Source organism: Sphingomonas sp. PAMC26645, from assembly GCF_004795835.1.
In the GTDB taxonomy this organism is placed as follows: domain Bacteria; phylum Pseudomonadota; class Alphaproteobacteria; order Sphingomonadales; family Sphingomonadaceae; genus Sphingomonas.
The window spans coordinates 2662730-2685035 of the sequence record NZ_CP039249.1 but is presented as its reverse complement, the minus strand read 5'-3'; the positions used below and the strand labels follow the sequence as shown (position 1 = coordinate 2685035).

The 22306-nt window shown below is 64.8% G+C and carries 18 protein-coding genes; 4 read left to right on the top strand and 14 right to left on the bottom strand.

Going from position 1 to position 22306, the window contains the following annotated elements; all coding sequences use genetic code 11:
• Positions 1 to 58: 58 nt before the first annotated feature.
• Complete coding sequence (gene hfq / locus E5673_RS12345) at positions 59 to 601, top strand: RNA chaperone Hfq (protein ID WP_082441049.1); 543 nt, start codon at positions 59 to 61, stop codon at positions 599 to 601.
• Positions 598 to 1890: a GTPase HflX gene (gene hflX, locus E5673_RS12340; protein WP_136190237.1), complete on the top strand. Its 1293-nt coding sequence runs from the start codon at positions 598 to 600 to the stop codon at positions 1888 to 1890. The genes hfq and hflX overlap by 4 nt, the downstream gene beginning before the upstream one ends.
• On the opposite strand, the gene mazG is transcribed toward hflX, so the two are convergent.
• The 4 genes from mazG to E5673_RS12320 form a co-directional block, all read right to left on the bottom strand.
• The gene (mazG, locus tag E5673_RS12335) at positions 1871 to 2605 is read right to left on the bottom strand and encodes a nucleoside triphosphate pyrophosphohydrolase (protein WP_136190236.1); all 735 of its coding nucleotides are present in this window, start codon (positions 2603 to 2605) and stop codon (positions 1871 to 1873) included. The two genes, hflX and mazG, sit on opposite strands and share 20 nt — an antisense overlap.
• 83 nt (positions 2606 to 2688) lie before the next feature.
• Positions 2689 to 3207, bottom strand: coding sequence for a GNAT family N-acetyltransferase (locus tag E5673_RS12330; protein WP_136190235.1), 519 nt, complete (start codon positions 3205 to 3207; stop codon positions 2689 to 2691).
• Positions 3204 to 3803 (bottom strand): 4'-phosphopantetheinyl transferase superfamily protein, encoded by a 600-nt coding sequence (locus E5673_RS12325; RefSeq protein ID WP_136190234.1) that lies wholly within the window; start codon positions 3801 to 3803, stop codon positions 3204 to 3206. The genes E5673_RS12330 and E5673_RS12325 overlap by 4 nt, the downstream gene beginning before the upstream one ends.
• The gene (locus E5673_RS12320; RefSeq protein WP_136190233.1) at positions 3800 to 7825 is read right to left on the bottom strand and encodes a Pls/PosA family non-ribosomal peptide synthetase; all 4026 of its coding nucleotides are present in this window, start codon (positions 7823 to 7825) and stop codon (positions 3800 to 3802) included. Before E5673_RS12320 ends, E5673_RS12325 begins: the two co-directional genes overlap by 4 nt.
• A 167-nt stretch (positions 7826 to 7992) precedes the next feature.
• Between E5673_RS12320 and E5673_RS12315 the strand changes: the two genes are divergently transcribed.
• A complete protein-coding gene (locus E5673_RS12315; RefSeq protein ID WP_168711620.1) occupies positions 7993 to 10665 on the top strand; it encodes a M1 family metallopeptidase in 2673 nt (890 codons plus the stop codon).
• Between the two features lie 275 nt (positions 10666 to 10940).
• On the opposite strand, the gene E5673_RS12310 is transcribed toward E5673_RS12315, so the two are convergent.
• From E5673_RS12310 to E5673_RS12275, 8 genes are all read right to left on the bottom strand, one after another.
• Positions 10941 to 11492, bottom strand: coding sequence for a TIGR02281 family clan AA aspartic protease (locus tag E5673_RS12310; protein ID WP_247599679.1), 552 nt, complete (start codon positions 11490 to 11492; stop codon positions 10941 to 10943).
• Positions 11493 to 11530: 38 nt separating this feature from the next.
• The gene (locus E5673_RS12305) at positions 11531 to 12295 is read right to left on the bottom strand and encodes an MBL fold metallo-hydrolase (RefSeq protein WP_136190231.1); all 765 of its coding nucleotides are present in this window, start codon (positions 12293 to 12295) and stop codon (positions 11531 to 11533) included.
• On the bottom strand, positions 12292 to 13068 hold the full coding sequence (locus E5673_RS12300; RefSeq protein ID WP_136190230.1) for a TatD family hydrolase: 777 nt from the start codon (positions 13066 to 13068) through the stop codon (positions 12292 to 12294). Before E5673_RS12300 ends, E5673_RS12305 begins: the two co-directional genes overlap by 4 nt.
• Complete coding sequence (gene metG / locus E5673_RS12295) at positions 13068 to 14615, bottom strand: methionine--tRNA ligase (RefSeq protein ID WP_136190229.1); 1548 nt, start codon at positions 14613 to 14615, stop codon at positions 13068 to 13070. The genes E5673_RS12300 and metG overlap by 1 nt, the downstream gene beginning before the upstream one ends.
• Before the next feature lie 79 nt (positions 14616 to 14694).
• Complete coding sequence (locus E5673_RS12290) at positions 14695 to 15672, bottom strand: AAA family ATPase (RefSeq protein ID WP_136190228.1); 978 nt, start codon at positions 15670 to 15672, stop codon at positions 14695 to 14697.
• A 28-nt stretch (positions 15673 to 15700) separates the two neighbouring features.
• The gene (locus E5673_RS12285; protein ID WP_056058791.1) at positions 15701 to 16864 is read right to left on the bottom strand and encodes a D-alanyl-D-alanine carboxypeptidase family protein; all 1164 of its coding nucleotides are present in this window, start codon (positions 16862 to 16864) and stop codon (positions 15701 to 15703) included.
• Positions 16865 to 16890: 26 nt separating this feature from the next.
• Positions 16891 to 17547 carry a septal ring lytic transglycosylase RlpA family protein gene (locus tag E5673_RS12280; RefSeq protein WP_168711619.1) on the bottom strand — a complete coding sequence of 219 codons (657 nt, stop codon included), beginning with the start codon at positions 17545 to 17547 and terminating at the stop codon, positions 16891 to 16893.
• Between the two features lie 58 nt (positions 17548 to 17605).
• Complete coding sequence (locus E5673_RS12275; RefSeq protein WP_247599370.1) at positions 17606 to 18592, bottom strand: lytic murein transglycosylase; 987 nt, start codon at positions 18590 to 18592, stop codon at positions 17606 to 17608.
• A gap of 317 nt (positions 18593 to 18909) precedes the next feature.
• Here E5673_RS12275 and E5673_RS12270 point away from each other — a divergent pair, with 317 nt between their 5' ends.
• Positions 18910 to 20199 carry an N-succinylarginine dihydrolase gene (locus E5673_RS12270; protein WP_136190225.1) on the top strand — a complete coding sequence of 430 codons (1290 nt, stop codon included), beginning with the start codon at positions 18910 to 18912 and terminating at the stop codon, positions 20197 to 20199.
• A gap of 48 nt (positions 20200 to 20247) precedes the next feature.
• Here E5673_RS12270 and E5673_RS12265 read toward each other — a convergent pair whose 3' ends face one another.
• Positions 20248 to 20460 (bottom strand): hypothetical protein, encoded by a 213-nt coding sequence (locus E5673_RS12265; protein ID WP_168711534.1) that lies wholly within the window; start codon positions 20458 to 20460, stop codon positions 20248 to 20250.
• Positions 20461 to 20525: 65 nt separating this feature from the next.
• Complete coding sequence (locus tag E5673_RS12260) at positions 20526 to 21533, bottom strand: sugar kinase (RefSeq protein ID WP_136190223.1); 1008 nt, start codon at positions 21531 to 21533, stop codon at positions 20526 to 20528.
• Between the last annotated feature and the right edge of the window lie 773 nt (positions 21534 to 22306).

The following is a 22306-nucleotide window of genomic DNA, read 5'->3' as shown; positions in this document are numbered from 1 at the left end:
CATAGATCAGTACCGCGCCCGGTAACCGGGTGCATCTCCGACGCCGGGAAACGGCGCCTTGCGGGCAAAGTCCCGCCAAAAACAAAGGGTTATCCCATTGGCAGATAAACCAGGCTCGCTTCAGGATCTGTTCCTGAACGCACTCCGGCGCTCCAAGACGCCGGTCACCATGTTCCTCGTCAAGGGCGTAAAGCTCCAGGGCATCGTTACATGGTTCGATAATTTTTCTGTCCTGCTCCGCCGCGATGGCCAGTCGCAGCTGATCTACAAGCATGCGATCTCGACGATCATGCCTGCTGGGCCCATGGACGTGTCGGCGATCGTCGATGCGGTGGGAGAAAACCAGAAGAAGCATCCGCTTTTGCAGGATATTTTCCTCAACGCGGTGCGCAAATCCGAAGATAGCGTGACGATGTTCCTCATCAACGGCGTCATGCTGCAGGGCCAGATCGCAGGTTTCGACCTGTTTTGCATGCTGCTCCAGCGCGAAGGCATGGCACAACTCGTCTACAAGCACGCTGTCTCGACGATCCAGCCGGCACGCCCGCTGAACCTTGCCGAAGAGCCCACTGACACGGATGAAACGGACGATGACGATTGAGTAGTGGTTTCGAACGCGATCGGGACGAGTTCACCCGTGGAACACGAGCGATCGTCGTTCTCCCCGATCAGGGCGACGCCGCGCGCGACGTAGACGCTCGGTTGGAGGAAACCGCTGGGTTGGCCGCTGCGATCGGTGTCGAGGTGGTCGAACGGATCGCTTACCGAGTCCGCCAGGCAAAGCCCGCAACGCTGATCGGAAGCGGGCAGGTTGAATTGTTGGCCACCCAAGTTCGGATGGAAGAGGCGGGACTGGTCGTTTTCGATGCGAGCCTGACTCCGATCCAGCAGCGCAATCTGGAGAAAGCGCTCGAGGTGAAGGTCATCGATCGCACCGGACTGATCCTGGAGATCTTCGGCGAACGCGCCGCGACCGCTGAGGGGCGCTTGCAGGTCGAACTCGCGCATCTCGATTACCAGGCTGGCCGGCTCGTGCGGAGCTGGACCCATCTCGAACGTCAGCGTGGCGGTTTCGGCTTCCTTGGCGGTCCGGGCGAGACCCAGATCGAAGCGGATCGTCGTTTGATCCGTGACCGTATGGCGCGATTGAAGCGTGAGCTCGAGCAGGTCAGCCGTACGCGTGGGCTGCACCGTGAACGGCGCCAGCGTGCGCCGTGGCCGGTAATCGCGCTCGTCGGCTATACCAATGCGGGTAAGTCGACGTTGTTCAATCGCGTGACTGGTGCCGACGTGATGGCGGAGGATCTGTTGTTCGCAACGCTAGATCCGACGCTACGTCAGATTCAGCTCCCCGGGCTAGACAAGGCGATCCTGTCGGACACCGTCGGCTTCGTTTCTGACCTGCCGACGCAGTTGGTCGCCGCGTTCAAGGCAACTCTGGAAGAGGTCGTGTCCGCCGATCTTCTGGTCCATGTCCGTGATATCGCCCACCCGGATTCGGAGGCGCAGCGTGCCGATGTCGAGACTGTGCTGGCCGAGATCGGCGTTGACGATAATACGCCGCGGTTCGAGGTTTGGAACAAGCTCGACCTGCTCGATCCCGACGCGCACGACGAGATTGCCGGTGAAGCGGCGCGGCGCGACGACGTCGTGGCGATATCGGCGCTAAGCGGGGAAGGGGTGCCGCATCTGATCGAGCAGATCGCGGCAAAGCTGACGGGGGCGCATCGGCGCTATCGGATCACGCTCGATGCCAGCGATGGCGCGGGTGCCGCTTGGCTGCATGCCCATGGCGAAGTGTTCGGGAGCGTCGATGACGAGCTCGAGACGACATATGACGTGCGACTGTCCGATGCGGATTACGACCGGTTCACCCGCCGCGACGTTTGACAACCTGCCATAGTTCCTCCTTCTGATCGAGGGTCATGCCGGCGAACGCATCGCCCGCGAGATCCTCGATCGCCCGGAACCGCACGTCGAACTTCAAATTGCCAGCGCGTAATGCGCTTTCCGCGTCTACTCCGAGATGTCGCGCCCAGTTGGTCACCGCGAACAGCAGGTCGCCGACTTCTTCAGCGAGCTTCTCAGAAGGAGCTTCGCGAACCTCCTCGATTTCCTCGTGGACTTTCGCCAGCGGCCCGCTCGCATCCGGCCAGTCGAAGCCCACACGCCCCGCGCGTTTCTGTAACTTGTCGGCCCGAGACAGTGCCGGAAGGCCGAGTGCGACCCCCGCCAACGCGCTGCGGTCCGATTTGGCCGAACGCTCCTGCGCCTTGATCGCTTCCCATCCGGGCGACTGTTCCACGTCCCCGAATATATGCGGATGACGCCGTTCCATCTTGTCGGCAATCGAGGTCACGACGTCGGCCAGCGTGAAGGCACCGGCTTCCTCGGCAATGCGGCTATGGAAGACGACCTGAAGCAGAAGGTCGCCCAGTTCGTCCTTTAGATCCCCGGGATCGTTCCGTTCAATCGCGTCGGCGACTTCATAGGCTTCCTCGATCGTGTAGGGCGCAATCGTGGACCAGGTCTGCACACGGTCCCAGTCGCAACCTTCGACGGGATCGCGCAACCGGGCCATGATGGCGACGAGACGTTCGATCATAGAGAAGCCTTATAGAACGGGATTTTTCGATCCGGAACGTACGCCGAAACATCGAGGGCGTGGTAGATGAAGACTGGACCGTATCAGACCGTACATCGCGCAAAAGCAGCGTCGCGTCTGCCCGTTAGCTCTTCGAGCGACACCCCCGCAATATCGAAGCGGAGTTCGTGCATGTCCATGCCGGAACGGTAGCCGCCGGGCCAAACGCTGGTCAGTTCGAAGCCGCAATGCTCGAAGAACGGCGAGACCTGCGGCGAGGTGTCGACGGTGACATAGCGCGTGGTCGGCTCAGCGCTGGTGGCGACGTGGAGCAGGCGTTCGAACAGCAGCACCTTGCCGAGGCCCGAGCCCTGATATGCACGCGCGGCCATGCCCCAGAAGAGCAGTGCCTTGTTGTAGTGCTCCCAGATCGCGTAGCCGCCGAACGCGCCAGGAACGCCGTCGACGTCGACCACGAACGCCGGGCCGTCGGGCTCGTCGAGCGTTTCCTCCAGCCATTCGCGATCGCCGGCGCCAAAGTATTCGGGGAGGTTCGAGTCGAAGATCGCGAGGACGGCGGCGCGGTCCTTCTCCTCGTAGCGGCGGGTCAGGATTCTGGTCATGGCTGGCTCCACATCGCGACGGTTTCGATCGCGTCGGTTGTGGAACGGCTCCAGCAGCGCGAAGTGCCTTCGAACGTCGCGGTCGCGTGGATTGGATCGGTGACGATGGTTTCGATCGCCTCGGGGCGGATGCGACGCGGTTCGCCGATGAGCTTCGCGTGCGCTTCCTTGATCGTCCAGCGGCGGAGCCAAGCGTGGGGCTGCGCGGGAGCGGGCAGGCGGCGGAGCGAGGCTGCTTCGGTCGGGGTGAGCATGTCCCAGAGCGGAGCGTGGTCGTCGCTGACCTCGCGGTCGACCGCGATCGGTGCGCGCGCAACGCCGATCAGGGCGTGCGCGCCCCGGCTCGAGAGGCTGAGATACCAGCCGCCGGGAGCGGAAACGATCGGCGCGCCGGCCGGACTGCGTGTCAGGCGGACATCGTCTGAGTCGCCGGCAAGTTTGCGGATCAGGGCGGCGGCCAGACCCTGCCGGATCGCGCGCGCATCGCCTTGCAGGCCAGCGGCGTACGGTCCGGTCTCGGCAACACTCCATGCGACTGGCGACTGACCGTCCCAGACGAGCGCGTCGAGCGGACCGTCGTGCCAGATCGGCGTCACGTCGCGACGGCGATCCGTGCGGGGCTCCCGTCCCAACTTGTGCCGTCTGGCAAGGTCTCGCCCTTCATCACGACCGACAGGTCGCCGAGCTGCGCGTCTGCGCCGATCTCTGCGTCGTACAGTACGATCGCCAACGAGCCGATCGTCGCGCGGTCGCCGACGCGGATCGCGCCGACCTTCATCACGCGGTCCTCGAACAGGTGCGTCTGCAGGCCGGCGAAGTCGTTGAGCGCCACGTCGTCGCCGATATCGACCAGGTCGTGCTCGGTCAGGTCGGTGGTGTCGATGTAGCAGCGCTTGCCGATCCGCGCGCCCATCAGGCGGAGATACAGCGCGATCCACGGCGTCCCGCGGAGTGGTTCGAGGAGGTTGGCGACGGCGAGATTCTCGTACGTCGCCGTGACAAGCTCGGTGCGCCACACAAAGGTGCTCCAGAGCGGCGCGGTGGTGACCTTGTAGCGGCCGACGACGAGCCATTTGAGCGCGAGGACGAAGATCCCGCAGGCGAGGCAGAAGCCGACGTACAGGAAGGGGAAGGTCGTCGCGATCAGCAACCCGCCATTGTCGAGGTCGTCGAGGTCGCCGACCACCGACAGCAGCAGGCTGAAGAACACCAGGAACGCGGTCAGTGACAGCGTGGTGCGGACCGCCTCGATCGACAGGCGCGTGGCGATCAGCGCGCGCGACGGATTGAACCGCGCGCCCTCGTCGAACATCGTGTTGACCTGTCGTACCGGCAGCTTGATCGCGGGCGAGCCGAACCATGTGCTGCCCGCCTCGGTGGCGAGCGCGGGGTCGCTCGGCGGCTTCGAGAGCACGCCGACGAGCACCTCGTCGCCGATCTGCGTGCCGCTCGGCAGCAGCGCGGAATTGCCGATGAAGCTGCGGCGGCCGATCTTGGTATGCGCGAGTTCGATCGTGCCGTGGCCGATCCGCGCCGCGCCGAAGATCACCGAATCGGCGATGAAGCTCTCCTCGCCGATCTCGACAAGGTCGGGCACGATCGCGCTGGCGGTCGATATTTCCGCGCGACGGCCGACCTTCACGCCGAGCGCACGGTACCAAGGCACCACGTACAGCGTCGCGAAGATCGGGTGGAGCAGGCGGAGCGCGAGGTCGTTGATCTGCTGCACGAACCAGTAGCGCACGTAGAACCCGCTGTTCAGCGCATAGACCGCGGGCGCGACGCGACCGAGGATCAGCCGCTTGGCCGCCACCGTCAGCACGCACATCATCACGACATAGGTGACCGCGAGCAGCGGCGCGACCGCGACATAGGCATAGCCGCTAGTCGCCCAGTCGAGCTCGATCAGTGCGATCAGCCCGGGGGCGATCGGCAGGATCGCCACCAGCGGCAGGATCAACGCGCACAGGAACAGGCCGATCGCCGGCCCGGCGTTGCGCGAGGCTGCGGTGGCCGGGCGGCGGGGCGCATCGCCGTCATGCGCGGCGGGCGAGCCGGCCCAGCGCTGGCCGGTCGGGATCGCCGTATCGGCAGGCAGCGCGGACAGATCGTCGAGCATCGCGTCGTCGCCGAGCGCGGCGTTGCGGCCGACTACCGCCATCGACCCGACGAACGCGCCCTTGCCGAGCTTTACCGTGCCGAGGCGGAGCAATCCGCGCTCGACCGAGCTGGTCGAGAGCACCGACTGGTCGCTGATGATCGCATCGTCGTCGGCGTGGAGCAGGTCGGCGGTGTCGATGATCCCGGTGCCGATATGGACGCGCTTGCCGATCTTCGCGCCCATCATCCGGTAATAGCCGCGGATCATCGGCGTGCCCGCGAGATACGGCGTCGCGGTGACGCCGATGATCCGGCGGACCAGCCACCAGCGGAAATAATAGCTGCCCCAGAGTGGGTAATCGCCCGCCTTGAAGCGCCCGACGATCAGCCATTTGAGCGCGATCGACAGGACCATCGACGCGATCGGCACGACCGTGAAGAACAGCCCGCTGAGGATCAGCGCGTCGACCCGTGGCATGTCGCCCGCGAGATGCGTGTAGGCGAGATAGGGCGAGAACCACTGGAGCCCCGCCAGCGTGTAGATCGGCAGCAGCGCGAGCGTCTGCGCGGCGACGCACAGCCGCCGCTTCCACGACGCGATGTGATGGAAGCTGCTCTCGTCGAGGATCGCGACGGGCGTGGTGCCACCGATCCGCAGCGCGAGCGCGCAGATCGTTGGCGCGGCATAGACGTCCTCGAGCGACAGCCCTTCGAGGCCGCGCACTTTTCGCGCTGCCGAAACCAACCGTGCGGCCTTCAGCGAATGCCCCCCGAGATCCTCGAACAGGTCATCGAGCACCGATACCGGCTGCGGCGCGAATGCCTCGGCCCAGACGCGGTGCAGGCTTTCCTCCAGCGGCGTGGCGGGCGCGACCATCTCGCGGTCCGACGTCACGGTGATCTCGGGCTTGACCAGCGCCTTGCGGTCGACCTTCCCCGAGGCGGGCAGCGTCGGCATGTGCGAGAGGATCTGGTAGCCCGCGGGGCGCATGTAATTGGGGAGCCGCTCGGCGACGCGGGCCTTGAGGCCGACCATGTCGATCTCCTCCGCCGGACGCGCGATCAGGAAGGCGGCGAGGAATTCGGAGCCGTCGTCGTCGGTGAACAGCTGGACGACGGTCTGCGCGACGCCGGGCCATTCGCCGATCACCGCCTCGATCTCGGCGAGCTCGACGCGGAAGCCGCGGATCTTCACCTGCGTATCGATGCGCCCGACGAAATCGATGTCGCCCGCCGCGTCGAGCTTCACCAGGTCGCCCGAGCGGTAGATACGTTCCGGAGCACCGGAAGGCCCGTCGAACGGCGTCATGATGAACTTTTCGGCGGTCAGGTCGGGACGGTTGACGTAGCCGACGCCGACGCCGGGGCCGCCGATGACGAGTTCGCCCTCCTGGCCATCGGGGACCGGCTGCATATGCTCGTCGACCACCCAGGCGGTGTAGCCGGGTAGCGGCTTGCCGATCGTGATGCGTTGGCCGGGGAACACCTCGGTCCAGGTCGCGGTGACCGACGTCTCGGTCGGACCATAGGTGTTAAGCAGGCGCAGGCCCGGACGCGCGAGCCGGCGCGGCAGGTCCGCCGGGCACGCCTCGCCGCCCATGTTGAGCAGGCGCAGCGTCGGCACCGGATGCTCGACGAGCGCGATCAGCGAGGGGACGACGTGCCAGATCGTCGTTTTCGCCTCGGCGAGCGCGATCGCCACGTCAGGCCCGCTGGTCGCCAGCGCCTCGGTGGCGACGAGCACGACCGCACCGACGAAGAACGCGCTCCACATCGTCTCGACCGACATGTCGAACGCGAGGCTGAACCCGCCGAACACGACGTCGGCAGGGGTCAGATCGAGGATTGCGCTTTCGGAGCGGACCAGGTGGCAGGCATTGCCGTGCGAGATCATCACGCCCTTGGGCCGGCCGGTCGTGCCCGAGGTGTAGATGATGTAGGCGAGGTCCTGCGGGGTGGCCTGCGTGACGTCGCGGCCAACCGGTTCGGACGGCTCAGCCGCGAGATCGCCCAGCGCGGCGTCGAGCGCCAGGGTTTTCCCCTTGAGGTTGGCGACGCGGCTGGCGACGGTAATCGTCAGCGCGGCTTCGCTGTCCTCAACGATGAAGTCGATGCGATCCTGCGGATAGCCCCAGTCGACCGGCACATAGGCGGCACCTGCGCGCAGCACGCCGAGGATCGCCATATACTGGTCGAGCCCGCGCGGCAGGCACAGCACGACGCGGTCGCCGCGGCCGATCCCCATCGCGCGCAGGCGGTGCGCGAGCGCTAAGCTACGCGTGGCGAGGTCGGTATAGGTCCAGGCGGTCTTGCGGTCGTATTCCTCGTCCGCGCCGATCAGCCGCAGCGCGGTCGCGTCAGGATGCGCCGCGCGCGTGGCGTCGAAGATCTCGTGCAGCAGTTCGTCACGGGCGTAAGGCTCTGCGGCACGCAACGCAGGGGCGGGGGCGATCGACGGGTAAGCCGGCCTTGCTATAATGGCGGTATCGGAAGGGCTTACCGGCGTGTCTTGCTGCATACTCAAGCCTTAGACGATGTCGAACGACATTTGCTACTCGTCATCGGCGTACAGGAAAACCTTCGAAATTTTCCGCCCGGCGCGGATCGAGGGCATGGCCAGACAAGGCTTGCGGCACTGCCCGTGCTGACTTACACCCCTACTACACCTTCGTCGGGAATCTCCACATGCGCGCCTCATGCCTCATCGGTTTCACCGCTCTCCTGCTGTCGTCGACCGCGCATGCAAGTCCGAAGGCGATGACGGAAGCGCCCGCCAAGGCGGCGATCGTACCCGATGCGAACGCACCGAAGGGGCGTCTGTCCGATGCGGCGATACCTAAGGCGTATCGCCTCGACTTCACCATTTTGCCCGAGGCTGACCGGTTTTCGGGACATGACGAGATCGACGTCACGCTGAAGGCTGCGACAAAATCCCTGTATATCCACGGCCGCGACCTGAAGATTGGCAAGGCGGTCGCGATGGTAGGTGGCAAGGCTACCCCGGCGATCTTCACGCAGGTCGATCAGAGTGGCACGGCGCGGCTGGACTTCGCGAATGTCCTGCCCGCCGGCGCGGCGACGCTGGCGTTCGATTATACGGGCAGTTTCGGGGACAGCGCCTCCGGCCTGTTCCACGTCAAGGTCGGCGATGCCTGGTACAGCTGGACGCAGTTCGAAAGCATCGATGCACGCGCTGCGTTTCCCGGGTTCGACGAGCCTGGCTTCAAGACGCCGTTCACCGTGTCCGTCACGACGCATCCAGGTCTGGTCGTGATCGGCAACGCGCCGAAGGTGTCCGTCACGAAGGTCGCCGGGGGAATGGAGAAGCATCAGCTCGCGGTTACCAAGCCATTGCCGACCTATCTCGTTGCGTTCGACACGGGGCCGTTCGTTCACCAGACCGGAACGATCCCGGCGACCCCCGAACGGCCTACGCCGATGCCGTATGGCGCCGTTGCGACGCACGCGCAGAAGGACAAGATGGGCTATGTGATGGCGGAGACGCCGCGCATCGTGTCCCTGCTCGAGCAATATTTCGGCGAGCCGTTCCCGTTCCCCAAGCTCGACCAGATCGGCACGCCGATCATGCCGGGCGCGATGGAAAACGCGGGCGCGGACACCTATGGCGACGGCATCATCTTCCTCTCGCCCGGCGCGACGACGTCCGACAAGCAGGCGTTCGGGATGATCGTCGCGCACGAGCTCTCGCATCAATGGTTCGGCGACCTCGTCACGCCGGCGTGGTGGGACGACATCTGGCTGAACGAAAGCTTCGCCAACTGGATGGGCTATCGCATCGGCAACGCATGGCGGCCCGAGCTTAACATCGGCGTCGGGGCGCTGGATGAGGGCTTCGGCACGATGAACACCGACGCGCTGGAGGTGGGACGCCCGATCCACCAGCCGATCACCGACAACGGCCAGATCGACTCCGCGTTCGACGGCATAACCTACGGCAAGGGCGGGCAGGTGGTCGCGATGATCGCCGCCTATCTCGGCGACGAGAAGTTCAAGGCGGGGGTCCGCCTTCACCTCAAGCGTCACGCGTATGGCAATGCGACGTCCGAGCAGTTCTTCCAGTCGATCTCGGATGCGGCGAAGGATCCGCGCGTGCTGTCCGCGCTGAAATCGTTCGTCGACCAGCAGGGCGTTCCCGTTATCGACGTCCGGCGGCAGGGTAACGGCATCGTCGCGTCCCAGTCGCGCTATGCCTTCCTGGGATCGTCTCCGCCGCCATTGAGCTGGACGATCCCGTTCTGCGTTCGCGTCGGCGCGGCGAAGCAATGCACGCTGCTCGACAAGACCACGACGTCGATCGCCGCGCCCGCCTCAGGCGTGATCATGCCGAACGTCGGTGGTGCGGGCTATTACCGTTTCGACATGGCACCGGCGGATTGGCAGGCGTTGATCGCGGCTTCGGGCACGTTGTCTCCGGGCGAGGCGCTAGCCACAACCGACAGCCTATGGGCGGCGTTCCGCGCTGGCAAGGCACCGGCCGCATGGTTGTTCGCGGAAGCGCGTGCAGTCGCGGCAAATCCGGACTCGACTGCCAGCATCGACGGCGGCCGGCGAATTGCCGGGTTGCGCTCGCGGGGGCTGATCTCGGCCGCTTCGCTACCTGCCTACCGCGCACTGTTGGCATCGATCTACACACCGCGCCTGACCGCACTTGGGTTCAACCCGGCAGCGGGCGCCTATGCAAAGGACGATCCGGGCCGGCAGAACTTGCGCCACGAACTGGTCAATCTCGTCGCGGACGATGCGCGCGATCCGGCTGTCCGCAACAAACTAAAGTTAGCGGGGGAAAAATACCTGGCGGGCGACACCGCGGCGCTCGATTCCGGTTTTCTCGGAGCTGCATTGACCGTGGTGGCAGAGGAGGGCGGTCTGCCTGCTGCGAAGATGCTGGTCGATAAGGCGTTATCGAGCGAGGACCCGGGCTTCCGCCAGGCTGCTCTTGGTGCCGCTGCGTCCAGTGGGCGGCCCGACGCCGCCAATTATCTCCTGTCGCTCGAAGACAAGCGGATGCGGAGCTATGACAGGATCGGGCTGATCTTCGGCGTCGCCGGCAATGCGGAAACGCGAGATCTCGGCATCGACTGGATCCTGGCGAACTACGACAAGCTTCTCGCCGGTGGCAACGGCATCTTCATCACCAGCCGCCTGCCGCAAGCGCTCGCGGTCCAGTGCGGTGCCGATCAGGCGGACCGGATCGATGCCAAGGTCGGTGCCTCGATCCGCAAGGCTAACGTCGGATTGCTGAACTACGAGCGTACGCTGGAGAGCATTCGCCACTGCGGTGTATTGCGGCAGGCGAAGTCCGCGGAGATCGCCGCAGCGCTTGCCAGCGCGAGGTAGCGCGCAAGGACGGGGCGGAGGCAGCGCGGCGTGGCGCTGCCTCAGCCTCTTCATACGCCGGACGATACCTTCGATACGGTATCGTGCCGGATCGGTGGCGCTATCATTGGCAGCGTTCACCTTTGAATCGCATACGCTGAGCCAGGGATGAGCGCTCATGACGAGCAGGGCGTCGTCATTACACGTAAGCTGTTCGGGCTGCCGACACGCCTAGGAACACCTCCGATTCAAACGATGTGCCTCACACAACACTGAGATCGATAATATACATTATGTTAAATACGTGGCGGTATCGGCGTCAGGACCAGCGTCTTTCCGACGACTTGCCACGAACCCAGGCGCGACAGAAAGTTCATGCCGAGAATGTCCGTCTTTTCGAAAGCCGGCGACGTCACGATTCCTAAGTCGGTCATGACGATATTGCCGACGACTACGCGTTTCGCGGTCGCCGACCGTGCGGTGACCTGGCCGTTGGCAGTTGAAAGAATTACGGGAAACGGACTTTTGCTCAGGTCCAGGCCGGCCGCCTTTGCGGTCTGCGTCGACAATGCGGTCGTCGTGGCGCCGCTATCGATCAGCATGCGTCGACCGACCCCGTTGATCTCCACATTCGCCCAGAAATGACCGTCGTCTGCCATGCGTATGCGCGTTTCCGTTCCGCTGACCTGTTGATCGTCGAACATCGCAATGACGCCGGACAGTCGATCGCGCTGGCTCGCAATCAGGAGACCGACGGCGAAGATGCCTACCCATGCCAGCGCCATCTTGAGCATCGGCTTGACGGCGCTTCGCCGCGCAACCAGCGCCGACAGCGGCAGGATCAGCATCACGGCGTACAGCGCGAACTGGGCTGCACGGTCACCGGTCATGCGTCGAGCACGAGCCCGTCATAACCGGGCTCAACGCCCTTCGGAAGTTCGGAGACCAAGCTCGCATAGTCCATGCTGTGGTCCATGTGGATAAGCGCGGTGCGCCCCGGCCGCAGTCGGTCGACCCATCCGAGCACGGCCGGCAATTCCATATGCGTCGGATGCGGTCGTCGCCGCAACGCATCGACGACCCAGACGTCGAGTTCTTCGTAAAGCCTGGCCATATCGTCGGTCATGATATTGAAATCGGTAGCATATCCGATCGAAGCGCCGCCTCCTTCGAACCGCAGTCCAGCCGCGTGGATGTTACCGTGAGGTTGATCGGTAACACGAATTTCGATCCCGCCTATCGTCAGCCGATCGGGTAGCGTTTCTGCCGCGATCGTCGGCGGGTAGCCCGCTCGGCCGTGGAATGCATAGGTGAAACGTGCGTCCAGCGCCGCGAGCGTGGCGGGTCGCGCATAGCCGCGTACCGGCGTTCCCGCAGCGTGGTAGAGTTGGCGCAGATCGTCGATACCGTGGCAGTGATCCGCGTGATCGTGCGTCCAGATAACGGCGTCGACCCGGTCGACGTCGGCCGCGAGAAGTTGCTCGCGCATGTCCGGGCTCGTGTCGATCAGGATGCGCGTACCATCATGCTCGATCAGCGCGGACGCGCGCGTGCGGCGGTTGCGTGGTTCGGCAGGGTCGCAATCGCCCCAGTCGTTACCGATCCGCGGGACGCCGGACGACGTGCCCGATCCGAGAATCGTGATCCTCATGCGCGCGTCTTGCCGAACAGCGTGTGGAAATTCTCGGCCGTACGACGCGATAATTCCTCGACATCCTCACCGCGCAAGTCGGCCAGGAATTTCGCCGTGTCGGCGACGAAGCCGGGCTCTCCGGTCTTGCCACGATGCGGCACGGGCGCGAGAAACGGTGCGTCGGTCTCGATCAGAAGCCTCTCGATGGGCAAGCGCGTGGCGGTCTCTTGCAGATCACGTGCGTTCTTGAACGTGACGATACCCGATATCGAGATATAAAGGCCCATGTCCAACGCCTTGTCGGCGAAAGCTCCGCTTGCGGTGAAGCAGTGGATGACGCCGGGATAGGCCCCCTTCCCCATTTCCTCGGCCATGATCGCGGCGGTATCGTCCTCGGCATCGCGCGTATGGACGACGATCGGCAACCCGGTCTCGCGTGATGCCGTTATGTGCGCGCGAAAGCTCGCTTGCTGGCGGGCGCGATCGGACGTGTCGCGGAAATAGTCCAGGCCACTTTCGCCCAATCCTACCACGCGAGGATGACGTGCCCGTTCGATCAGCTTGGCGGCATCGACGTCGGGATAGGTGTCCGCCTCGTTCGGATGGATGCCAATCGTCGCCCAGACGTCGGGTTCGCGCTCGGCAGTCGCGACGATATCATCCCACTCGCTCTCGCGGGTCGAGATGTTGAGCATCGCCGTCACGCCCCGCGCGCGCGCCCGTGCAAGTACGGCTTGCTGATCCTCGACGAGCCCCTTGTAGTTGAGGTGGCAATGGCTGTCGGCGAGCATCAGGCCTCCGCGGGCAATTCGAGACGGGGGAAGACGGGGGATGGCGGTGCGATCCGGAAGTCGGACGCAGCCACCCGGTCGTACCAGCGATCATCGTCGATCGCGGCATGATCGCGCTCGACCGCGCCGATCTGATCAAGAACCTTACCGGCAGAGTCCGGCACGACCGGCAGGATCGCGATCGCCAGCATGCGGATCGCGCGCACCAGCGTGCGCAACACGGCGTGCATCCGGTCGGGATCGGTCTTGCGCAGTGCCCAAGGCGCCTGTGCGTCGATATACTGGTTGCAAGCGAACACGCCACGCATCCAGGCCTCGATACCCTGCGACAAGGCCAGATCCGTAAACCCTGCCTTGAAGCCCGCACATGCGACGATGACCTCCTCGATCAACATGCCATCCGCTTCCTGGACCGTGCCAGCAGAAGGAAACACGCCTTCCAAGTTCTTGGCGATGAACGACAAAGTCCGCTGCGCCAGATTGCCGAAGCTGTTCGCCAGTTCGGCGTTCACACGGGTCACGATTGCCTCGGGAGAATAGCTCCCGTCCTGACCGAAGCTGACCTCCCGCAGGAAGAAATACCGGAGGGCGTCGACGCCGAATGCGTCTGCCAACGCCATCGGATCGACGACGTTGCCGACCGACTTGGACATCTTTTCCCCGCGTGTGAGCAGGAAGCCGTGACCGAACACGCTTTTCGGCAACGGAATGTTCGCGGACAACAGGAACGCGGGCCAGTACACGGCGTGGAACCGGACGATATCCTTGCCGATCAAATGAATGTCGGCGGGCCAGAACTTCGCCTTGTCGCCCGTCATGTCGGGATAACCGATACCGGTCAGATAGTTCGTAAGCGCGTCGACCCACACATACATGACGTGGCCGGGGCTATCAGGCACCGGCACGCCCCAGTCGAAGCTGGTACGCGACACCGACAGATCCTTCAGGCCACCCTCGACGAAGCGCATCACCTCGTTGCGGCGGCTTTCGGGGCGGATAAAGTCCGGGTTGGCGGCGTAGAGATCGAGCAGGGGCTGCTGGTATTTCGACAGGCGGAAGAACCACGTTTCCTCGGCGGTCCATTCGACCGGCGTACCTTGCGGCGAACGGCGATCGTCGCCCTCCCCGGTCAGTTCGGATTCATCGTAGAACGCTTCGTCGCGGACCGAATACCAGCCCTCGTAGCGATCCAGATACAGATCGCCCGAGTCCGCCATAGCCTGCCAGATGGCACGGCTTGCGGCATAGTGATCCGTGTCCACGGTACGAATGAAACGGTCATAGGAGATGCCAAGACGATCCGCCATCACGCTGAAATGCGACGACATCTCGTCTGCGAACGCGCGTACCGGAATGCCCCGGTCGCGCGCGGCCTGCGCCATCTTCAGGCCATGCTCGTCGGTACCGGTCTGGAACAGTACGTCGCGTCCGGCTTGACGTTGGAACCGGGCGATCGCGTCGGCGGCAATCATCTCATAGGCATGGCCGATATGCGGACGGCCATTGGGATAGTGGATCGCGGTGGTGATATAAAAGGGGTCGGCCATGCCGCGCTCCTAGAGCATCGGTCCGATCAGGTGAAGCCCGCGCTATAGCCCGGCCGGGATGCTTGGACGATTCCGCCGCTTACTGACGCAGCGATGCGACGATTCCGGCCATTTCGAAGACGGTCGCCTGCGCGTCCAGCGAAAGTCCAACCGCCGCGCCGGCAAGATCGCGCGCAGCCGCATGGGCATCGAGCGCGGTACGCAAAGCGGGTCCGGATCGCGTGCGCGCCTCGTCCGCGACAAAGGCTTGCGCGCGGTCCAGGAACGCCTCGTATCGCGGTTGCGACGTCTTGCTCCCCAGCGCTTTTGCCAACTTCAGGCGCCGGCCATTATCACGGTCACCGTCGCGCGCGATCTCGGCAAGCGCGCTGTCGATGCCGGCGATGTCCAGGCCGGCATAGCGTAGCGCCCTGCCCGGCGCCCCGTCGCTGGCACGGACGAGCGCGGCGACCTCTTCGTCATCCGCTTCGGGGCGGAGTACGCGGATCGCCTTCGTCACCTCGTCTTGGCCCAGTGCTTCGAACCGCAGCAATCGACACCGCGACCGGATCGTCGGCAGCAGTCGCCCGGGTGCGTGGCTGACGAGCAGGAATATCGTTCCAGCGGGCGGCTCCTCGAGGTTCTTGAGCAACGCATTGGCACCGCCGCGTTCGAGATCGTCGATCGCATCGATCACCACCACGCGGCGCGCACTCATCGATGGCGTCGTCGCGAACAGCGGCTGGAGCGTGCGGACCTGCGCGATGGTGATGCTTCGCGCCAAGTCCTGGTCGGGTTTCTCCGGATCCTTCGGAAGGCGCGCGAGCACGCGGTAGTCCGGGTGAGACCCCGCCTCGATCAACGACCGCGTGCGGTCGCCCTGCGGCACGTCGAACCCAGCCGGAGTGGCATCGGGATTGGCGCCGTCAGCCAGCATCCGCCTCGCCGCCAGCCGCGCGAAACTCGCCTTGCCGACGCCTTGCGGTCCGGTCAGCAGCCAGGCGTGATGCAGCGCGCCGCCACGCATCGCCGCAAGGAAAGCGGACTGCGCGGCGGCGTTGCCGAATATTTCAGTCATGCCCGTCGCGCGTCCGGGACATGCATCGTCATCCGAAGAACCCGGTCAGGCCAGCCCAGGCACGTCCGAAGAAGCCGGCAACGGCGACATCCTTGTCTGCGACGAGCGGCATGCGCTGCTGCAGGCCGTCCGACGTCGTTACGACGAGATCTGCAATGTGCTGGCCAGCCTTGATCGGCGCCTTGATCGGGCCCTCGTACACGACCTTGGCAGTAAGGTTAGGCGAGGTACCAGCGGGCAGCGTTACGGTCAGCGCCTTTGGCGCGACGAGACCGACCGACGAGGCATCGCCGAGCTGGACCGCTGCGGTCTCGACCTTCTTGCCCTTGGCGACGATCGGCTTCGACTGCCATGCGCGAAAGCCCCATTCCATGAAGCGCACTGATTCCTCTGCACGCTGCCCGGCGCTCGTCAGACCGGCGACGACCATGACCAGGCGGCGCCCGTTTTGCACGGCCGAGCCGGTGAAGCCGTAGCCCGCCTCCTCGGTATGCCCGGTCTTCAAGCCATCGGCACCGGCGACGCGACCGAGGATCGGATCGCGATTTGCCTGGGTGATGGCGCTGCCGCCCATCGTCTTGCCCCAGGTGAAGTCGCGCTTCGAGTAGAACTGCTTGTAGAGATCTGGATAGTTGTTGATCGTCGCGGCAGCGAGCTCGGCAAGGTCATGCGCGGTGACGTAGGTGACGCCGTTGTCGGGCCAACCGTTCGCGGTGCCGAAATGGCTGTCCTTGAGGCCGAGTTCGGCTGCCTTGCGGTTCATACGCTCGGTAAATGCCTGTTCGGAACCGGAGATCCCTTCGGCAAGCACGATGCACGCGTCGTTACCTGATAGCGTGACGATGCCGTAAAGCAGGTTGGCGACGCTGACGTTCTCACCCGAGGACAGGAACATCGTCGAACCCGCTGTTGGGCCATGCCATTTCGCCCAGGTCTCGGGGCGCACGGTCATCATCTGGTCGAGCTTCAACTCGCCCTTCTTGACCATGTCGAACGCGACATACACCGTCATCATCTTGGCGAGCGACGCCGGCGGCATGCGGCGGTCGGCATCACGCGAGAACAACACTGCGCCTGAGGACAGATCCTCCATGTACGCGATCGGCGCGGCGGTCTGGAACTGCGGCGCAGCGGCGATGGACGGATGCGCCAGCGCGAGGGCGGCAAGCGGTGCGACGATCAGCTTCTTCATGGGGTATTCCGTGAGCAAAAGGGAACTCAATCCGTGGGCAGGACCTGGGCATCGCCATAGCCGCGCTCGGCGACCGCGTCACGCGCGCGTTGCAGGCTGATAGCATCTTTGAACGGGCCGACGCGGACGCGGTACAGGCCACCGCCTTCGACCACGTCGGCATCGAGGCGCTTGGCCAACGCGGTCGCGCGCGCTTCGTTCGAGAAGGTCGCGACCTGCAACAGATACCGACGGCCGGGTACCAGCGTCATCGGCGCACGAGACGGCAGGGTGTCGGTGCTCATCGCGCGAGTATAGGCGGCGGGTTGCAGAGCGACCGCCTTACCCGCCCGCAGCAGTGAAGCGTCCCGCACGGACGGCACAATCGCACGGATACGGACGGTTGCGACCTGATGGCGGTCGGTGCCGAGCATGTGCGCCGCGGCACGGGACAGGTCGATCATCCGGTCACGACGACCGGGACCGCGATCGTTGATGCGGACCAAAATCGACCGACCGGTCTCGATCGAGGTGACTTCGACGAAAGACCCGAGCGGCAACGTGCGATGCGCCGCGGTCATCGCGTCCGGATCGAACGCCTCGCCCGATGCCGTACGGTTGCCCGACAATTCGTCGCCGTACCAACTCGCTGCGCCGGTATCCTGATAGCTGCCGTACAGTCCGCCGCCAGCCGATAGGATCACGCCACCGCTTTCGCGCGCGTGACCACAGGCGGCGAGCGCGAACGCCAGGCTCAGGGCCCTAGCGCTCGACCGCATCGGCCAGCAATCCGACCGACAAAGCATAGAAATTCGAACAATTGTAATCGAGGATCACGCGGTAGTTGCTGGTCAGCAGATACGCCGTCGCGCCTGGGCCATCCGGTTCGAGCAACGTCGCCATCACCGAACCGTCCGGCGATCGACCGCTTTGCGCGCTGACCCCCAGGGCGCGCCACTCGGCGATCGTCCGCCAGCCGCTATGCCGTTCGAAAACGCGCGGGCAGCGCGGCGAGACGAGGCGGTTGCGGACCTGCGATCGGTCGAACCCGGCGGGCACGTTGACCACGACCCCCCAGGGCTGACCAGCACGCCAGCCGGCGTCGACGAAATAGTTGCCGATCGACGCGAGCGTATCGGCGGGGCTGTTCCATATATCCGCGCGGCCATCGCCATCGCCGTCTCGTGCGATCCGCAGGTAGATGGACGGCAGGAACTGCGGGTTGCCCGTGGCCCCTGCCCAGCTTCCCTTCAGCTGCGACCGCGTCACGCCGCGATCGAGCATCTTCAACCCGGCGATGAACTCGCCCGCGAACAGCGACCTCCGCCGGCCTTCATAGGCCAGGCTCGCGAGCGACCGCAGGAGGTCGAAGTCGCCGGTATAGCTGCCGTAGTTCGTCTCATGGCCCCAGATCGCGACCATGACCGATTCGGGAACGCCGGTCTGCTGCTCGATCCGCTGGAGCCGATAGCGTTGCGCCTGATAGGTCTGGCGACCGCGAGCGATCCGTGCCGCGTCGACATGCTGCGTTCGATACGGCGCGAAGGCGGGTATCGCGCTGGAGTTCGTTGCGCCCGGCTGTGCCCGGTCGAGTTCGATCACGCGGGGGTTGAGCGTCAGCGTCGGAAAGACCGCATCCGCCGTACGCGCGCTGACACCATCGGCCAGCGCCTGCTGACGCAGTTCGCGCATATACGACTGAAACCCTGCGTCGTCCTGCGCGACCGCCGGTCCGCCGACGGACAGCATTGCGATCGCGCCGAAAGCGCCGTTGCGCAGCCAAGTTGCTGCTCGTGTTACCCCACCCATGCCGAAGGATGTGCCACAGACACCAGCGGATCGGAACCTCGCACCGTCGCACGGTTGCCACGCACAGGCGCTTGATGGCGCGGAGCGGAAGCCTATCGCGCTAACCCGCCCCGTCGCTCGAGACCGTTGGCGCTGCCTGATAGCTATCCTCCATCGGGCACGGCACCTTTTACCCTGTCGGCAATTCCGGCTATCGGCCTGCCATTCGCGGGACGGCGGTGGCAAACACCGAGACCGACGGGACGAGGAGTGATGCCGTGATCGAGGTCAATTTCGATGGAATCGTCGGTCCGACGCATAATTACGCGGGGCTCTCGATCGGCAACCGCGCGTCGTCCGCAAACGCCGGTGCGGTGTCCGCCCCCCGTCTTGCCGCGCTTCAGGGCATGGGCAAGATGCGTCGCCTGATGGCGATAGGCCTGAAGCAAGGCGTCTTTCTGCCGCACGTCAGGCCGCAAGTTGATTGGCTGAGGACGCTAGGGTTCGCGGGTTCCGATGCGGACCTCCTGGCGTCCGCATGGGCTGCCGACAGAGCGCTCGTCGCCAACGCGATGTCGGCGTCGTCGATGTGGACGGCGAATGCGGGCACGGTGTCCCCGGCCACCGACACGGGTGACGGCCTATGCCATATCTCGGTCGCGAACCTGTCGACGATGCCGCACCGCGCGATCGAGGCAGTGCAGACCGAACGACAACTCCGCCTTGCGTTTTCGGACGCGCGGTATTTCCGGGTGCATCCCCCCCTGCCCGCCGCGTTCGGGGATGAAGGCGCAGCCAACTTCATGCGGCTGGTCTCGCCCGCCGGCGGTGTGGCGGTAGAGATGTTCGTCTATGGCGAGGGTCAGGCTGGTGGCTTCCCCTCGCGTCAGCACCGCAGTGCGAGCGAGGCGGTAGCACGCCGCCACGGCCTCGATCCCCGCCATACGCTGATGGTTCGGCAAAGCGAGGCGGCGATCGCGGCGGGTGCTTTCCATAATGACGTTGTCGCAGTGGCCAACGGTCACGTCCTGTTCGCGCATGAGCAGGCGTTCGCCGACCCTCGCGCACTGTACGATGCGGTGGCGGCGCTCGTCCCTGATGCTGTGATCGTCGAGGTTCCGTCGGATCGCGTGAGCCTCGACACGGCAATCCGGACGTATCTGTTCAATTCCCAGCTGGTCACGATGCCGGATGGAGGAATGACCCTTGTCCTGCCGGCCGAAGCACGTGAGCATGTCGATGTCTGGACTTGGCTGTCGGAATTGATCGCAGCCGGGGGGCCGATCACCCGACTGGAGATCGTCGACGTCCGCGAATCGATGCGCAATGGCGGCGGTCCCGCGTGTCTCCGGCTTCGCGTTCAGGTCGATGCGGAAGCGTTTGCGGCGATCGATCGCCGCTTCCTGCTCGATGATGCGGCCTGTGACCGGATCGAGGCCGTCATTGCGCGCGAATGGCCCGAAGCGATTGCGCCCGATGATCTGGGCAATCCACATCTTTGGGAGCAGTGTCTCCGTGCCCGCTCGGCCTTGATCGCAGCGCTCGGTTTCAGCCCTGACGAGATCTGATCGGTGGCGCACTCTCGCCAGGAGTGCGCCACCGGATCGCTTGCGGATTCAGACTACACCGACGTTCAAGGTCGAATCATACCCCTCGAACAGGTTGCCCGTCGCCGAACTGCCGTCGATGTACGGACTGCGATAGCTGACGGATCCGCGCGCGCTGAACGTCTTGTCCTCGTAATAGAGCGTGCCGTTATACGCGCGCTTCGACAGGCCGTAGAGCGTTGCCGTGCGCGTCGCGTTCGGCAACGCACCGAGCACGCGCATTCGCCCTGGCCCCACTGGCCAGGACCAGTTCGGCACCGGCACCTATCGCCGCCCCAGGCGTCCAGTCATCGCCGGACATCGAGGCCGCCGGCCAGATATGCGTCGATATCCGCTTGACGGAACAGGCTCGCATCGCCGGGCAACGAGTGTTTCAGCGCCGCGAGTGCCAAGCCGACGCGCGCGGTTTCGGCGATGTCCTTGCCTAACCGCAGGCCATGCAGGATACCCGCCGCGAACGCGTCGCCGCCGCCGATCCGATCGACGATACCGGCCAGCACGACCTCGTCGGTCTGAACGCTAGCGTCGCGCGTATCGATCCTCGCGGAAAGGCGGTGGAGATCGACGTGTTCGACATGACGCGCGGTCGACGCGATCGTCTGCAAGCGAGGAAACGCAGCGAACGCCGCCTCCGTCGCTTCGCGGCGGCGATCCTCGGCCTCGCCGGAGAAGTCGCGATCGAGCAGCAGGGCGATGTCGCGGTGATTGCCGAACATCAGGTCCGCATGCTCGACGAGTTGCGTCAGGATCGCGCGCGGGTTCGAGTCCCACCGTTCCCACAGCTTGCCCCGCCAATTGCCGTCGAACGAGACCGCAATCCCGCGTTCGGTCGCGGCACGAACCGCGGCCAGCGCCGCTTCCGCCGGGACCGGGCCGAGCGCCGGGGTGATGCCGGACAAATGTAACCGATCGACGCCGTCGAGCAGCGAAGTCCAGTCCCAGGTGTCAGCAGGTGCCTGCGCGAACGACGACCAAGCCCGGTCGTAGATGACTTCTGTGGCGCGAAGGCCCGCGCCCGACGTCACGAAATACAGCCCCATCCGGTCACCGCCCAGTGTGATCGTCGACGTGTCGACACCGTGCCCACGCAACGTCGTGATCGCCGCGCGGCCGAGATCATTGTCGGGGACCATCGTTGCCATCCCGACGTCGTGGTTGAGCCGTGCAAGCTGCGTCACGACGTTCGCCTCGGCGCCTGCGACCCAAACGTCGAGCTTCGGCGTCTGCAACAGCAACTCACGACCTGGCGGGGAAAGCCGCAACATGATCTCGCCGAACGCCAGGAATTTCGTCATATTGCCCCTTCGTCTGATCCGCCCAGCAAAGGGAGGACGGCCTTGCTTGGTCGTGGTGAAGCGTGCGTGCCACGATGGATACGCCAGCGGAAGCCCCTTCCCATCAGGTTGAGACTGGCCCCCGCTTCCGTGCCGGGACGAACGTCACCGAGCGAGCCAGCCGCCATCGATGGCGAGGATGTGGCTCTTCCTCCTGGGCGTCGATCGTATCTGCCTTGCAGCGGACGGCCTTTCGACGGTCGGCTCTGTCGAAAGTCTATGATCAGTAGTGCTATCCAGAAGACTGGATCGTCGACGGCTTCTCATCCGAGGGCCCCGAATGGACCGCATACGGCTGGTTCCGCATGAAGGGCGGCGACCACTCGATGCCGCTCACCAAGCCAAAGGGTGGCGCCGCAGTCTCGCACGGCCAAGCAAATCCGACAATTTCGAGAAGCTCGCGCTTGGCACGAAATGGAGTTTTTTCGCCTGCGTCCCAGCTAGGCAAAGCGCGCATCGATCTCCGGCAACACGCTGACCTCGCCGCTAACGGCTCCGCGCCCGTGAACTCATCTCCGCTGTAGCTGATCGCCGGGGATACGCGGAACCGCTTCGACTGCGACTCCCGGCACCACTGTTGGGCTCCTCCTGTTCTACGACGACAAGCTTTATTGCGGTCTTGGCCTCGACGGGGATCGTTTCGTCACGCATCAATGTGGCGCCCAGCGCGGCCGCCCCGCCAACCCGCATGGCCGTTCGATGTGGATCCGCGTGACCAACAACCGCCACATCGT

Excerpts from the sequence above, each read along its gene's own strand:
- mazG (WP_136190236.1), bottom strand. The coding sequence starts at position 2,605 with ATGATCGAACGTCTCGTCGCCATCATGGCCCGGTTGCGCGATCCCGTC.
- E5673_RS12300 (WP_136190230.1), bottom strand. The coding sequence starts at position 13,068 with ATGCTCGCCGACAGCCATTGCCACCTCAACTACAAGGGGCTCGTCGAG.
- E5673_RS12320 (WP_136190233.1), bottom strand. The coding sequence starts at position 7,825 with ATGCAGCAAGACACGCCGGTAAGCCCTTCCGATACCGCCATTATAGCA.
- E5673_RS12310 (WP_247599679.1), bottom strand. The coding sequence starts at position 11,492 with ATGCTGATCCTGCCGCTGTCGGCGCTGGTTGCGCGGCGAAGCGCCGTC.
- E5673_RS12290 (WP_136190228.1), bottom strand. The coding sequence starts at position 15,672 with ATGACTGAAATATTCGGCAACGCCGCCGCGCAGTCCGCTTTCCTTGCG.
- E5673_RS12315 (WP_168711620.1), top strand. The coding sequence starts at position 7,993 with ATGCGCGCCTCATGCCTCATCGGTTTCACCGCTCTCCTGCTGTCGTCG.
- E5673_RS12260 (WP_136190223.1), bottom strand. The coding sequence starts at position 21,533 with ATGACGAAATTCCTGGCGTTCGGCGAGATCATGTTGCGGCTTTCCCCG.
- metG (WP_136190229.1), bottom strand. The coding sequence starts at position 14,615 with ATGGCCGACCCCTTTTATATCACCACCGCGATCCACTATCCCAATGGC.
- E5673_RS12285 (WP_056058791.1), bottom strand. The coding sequence starts at position 16,864 with ATGAAGAAGCTGATCGTCGCACCGCTTGCCGCCCTCGCGCTGGCGCAT.
- E5673_RS12275 (WP_247599370.1), bottom strand. The coding sequence starts at position 18,592 with ATGCTGTCCGTCGGCGGACCGGCGGTCGCGCAGGACGACGCAGGGTTT.
- E5673_RS12265 (WP_168711534.1), bottom strand. The coding sequence starts at position 20,460 with ATGCGCGTGCTCGGTGCGTTGCCGAACGCGACGCGCACGGCAACGCTC.
- E5673_RS12305 (WP_136190231.1), bottom strand. The coding sequence starts at position 12,295 with ATGAGGATCACGATTCTCGGATCGGGCACGTCGTCCGGCGTCCCGCGG.
- E5673_RS12330 (WP_136190235.1), bottom strand. The coding sequence starts at position 3,207 with ATGACCAGAATCCTGACCCGCCGCTACGAGGAGAAGGACCGCGCCGCC.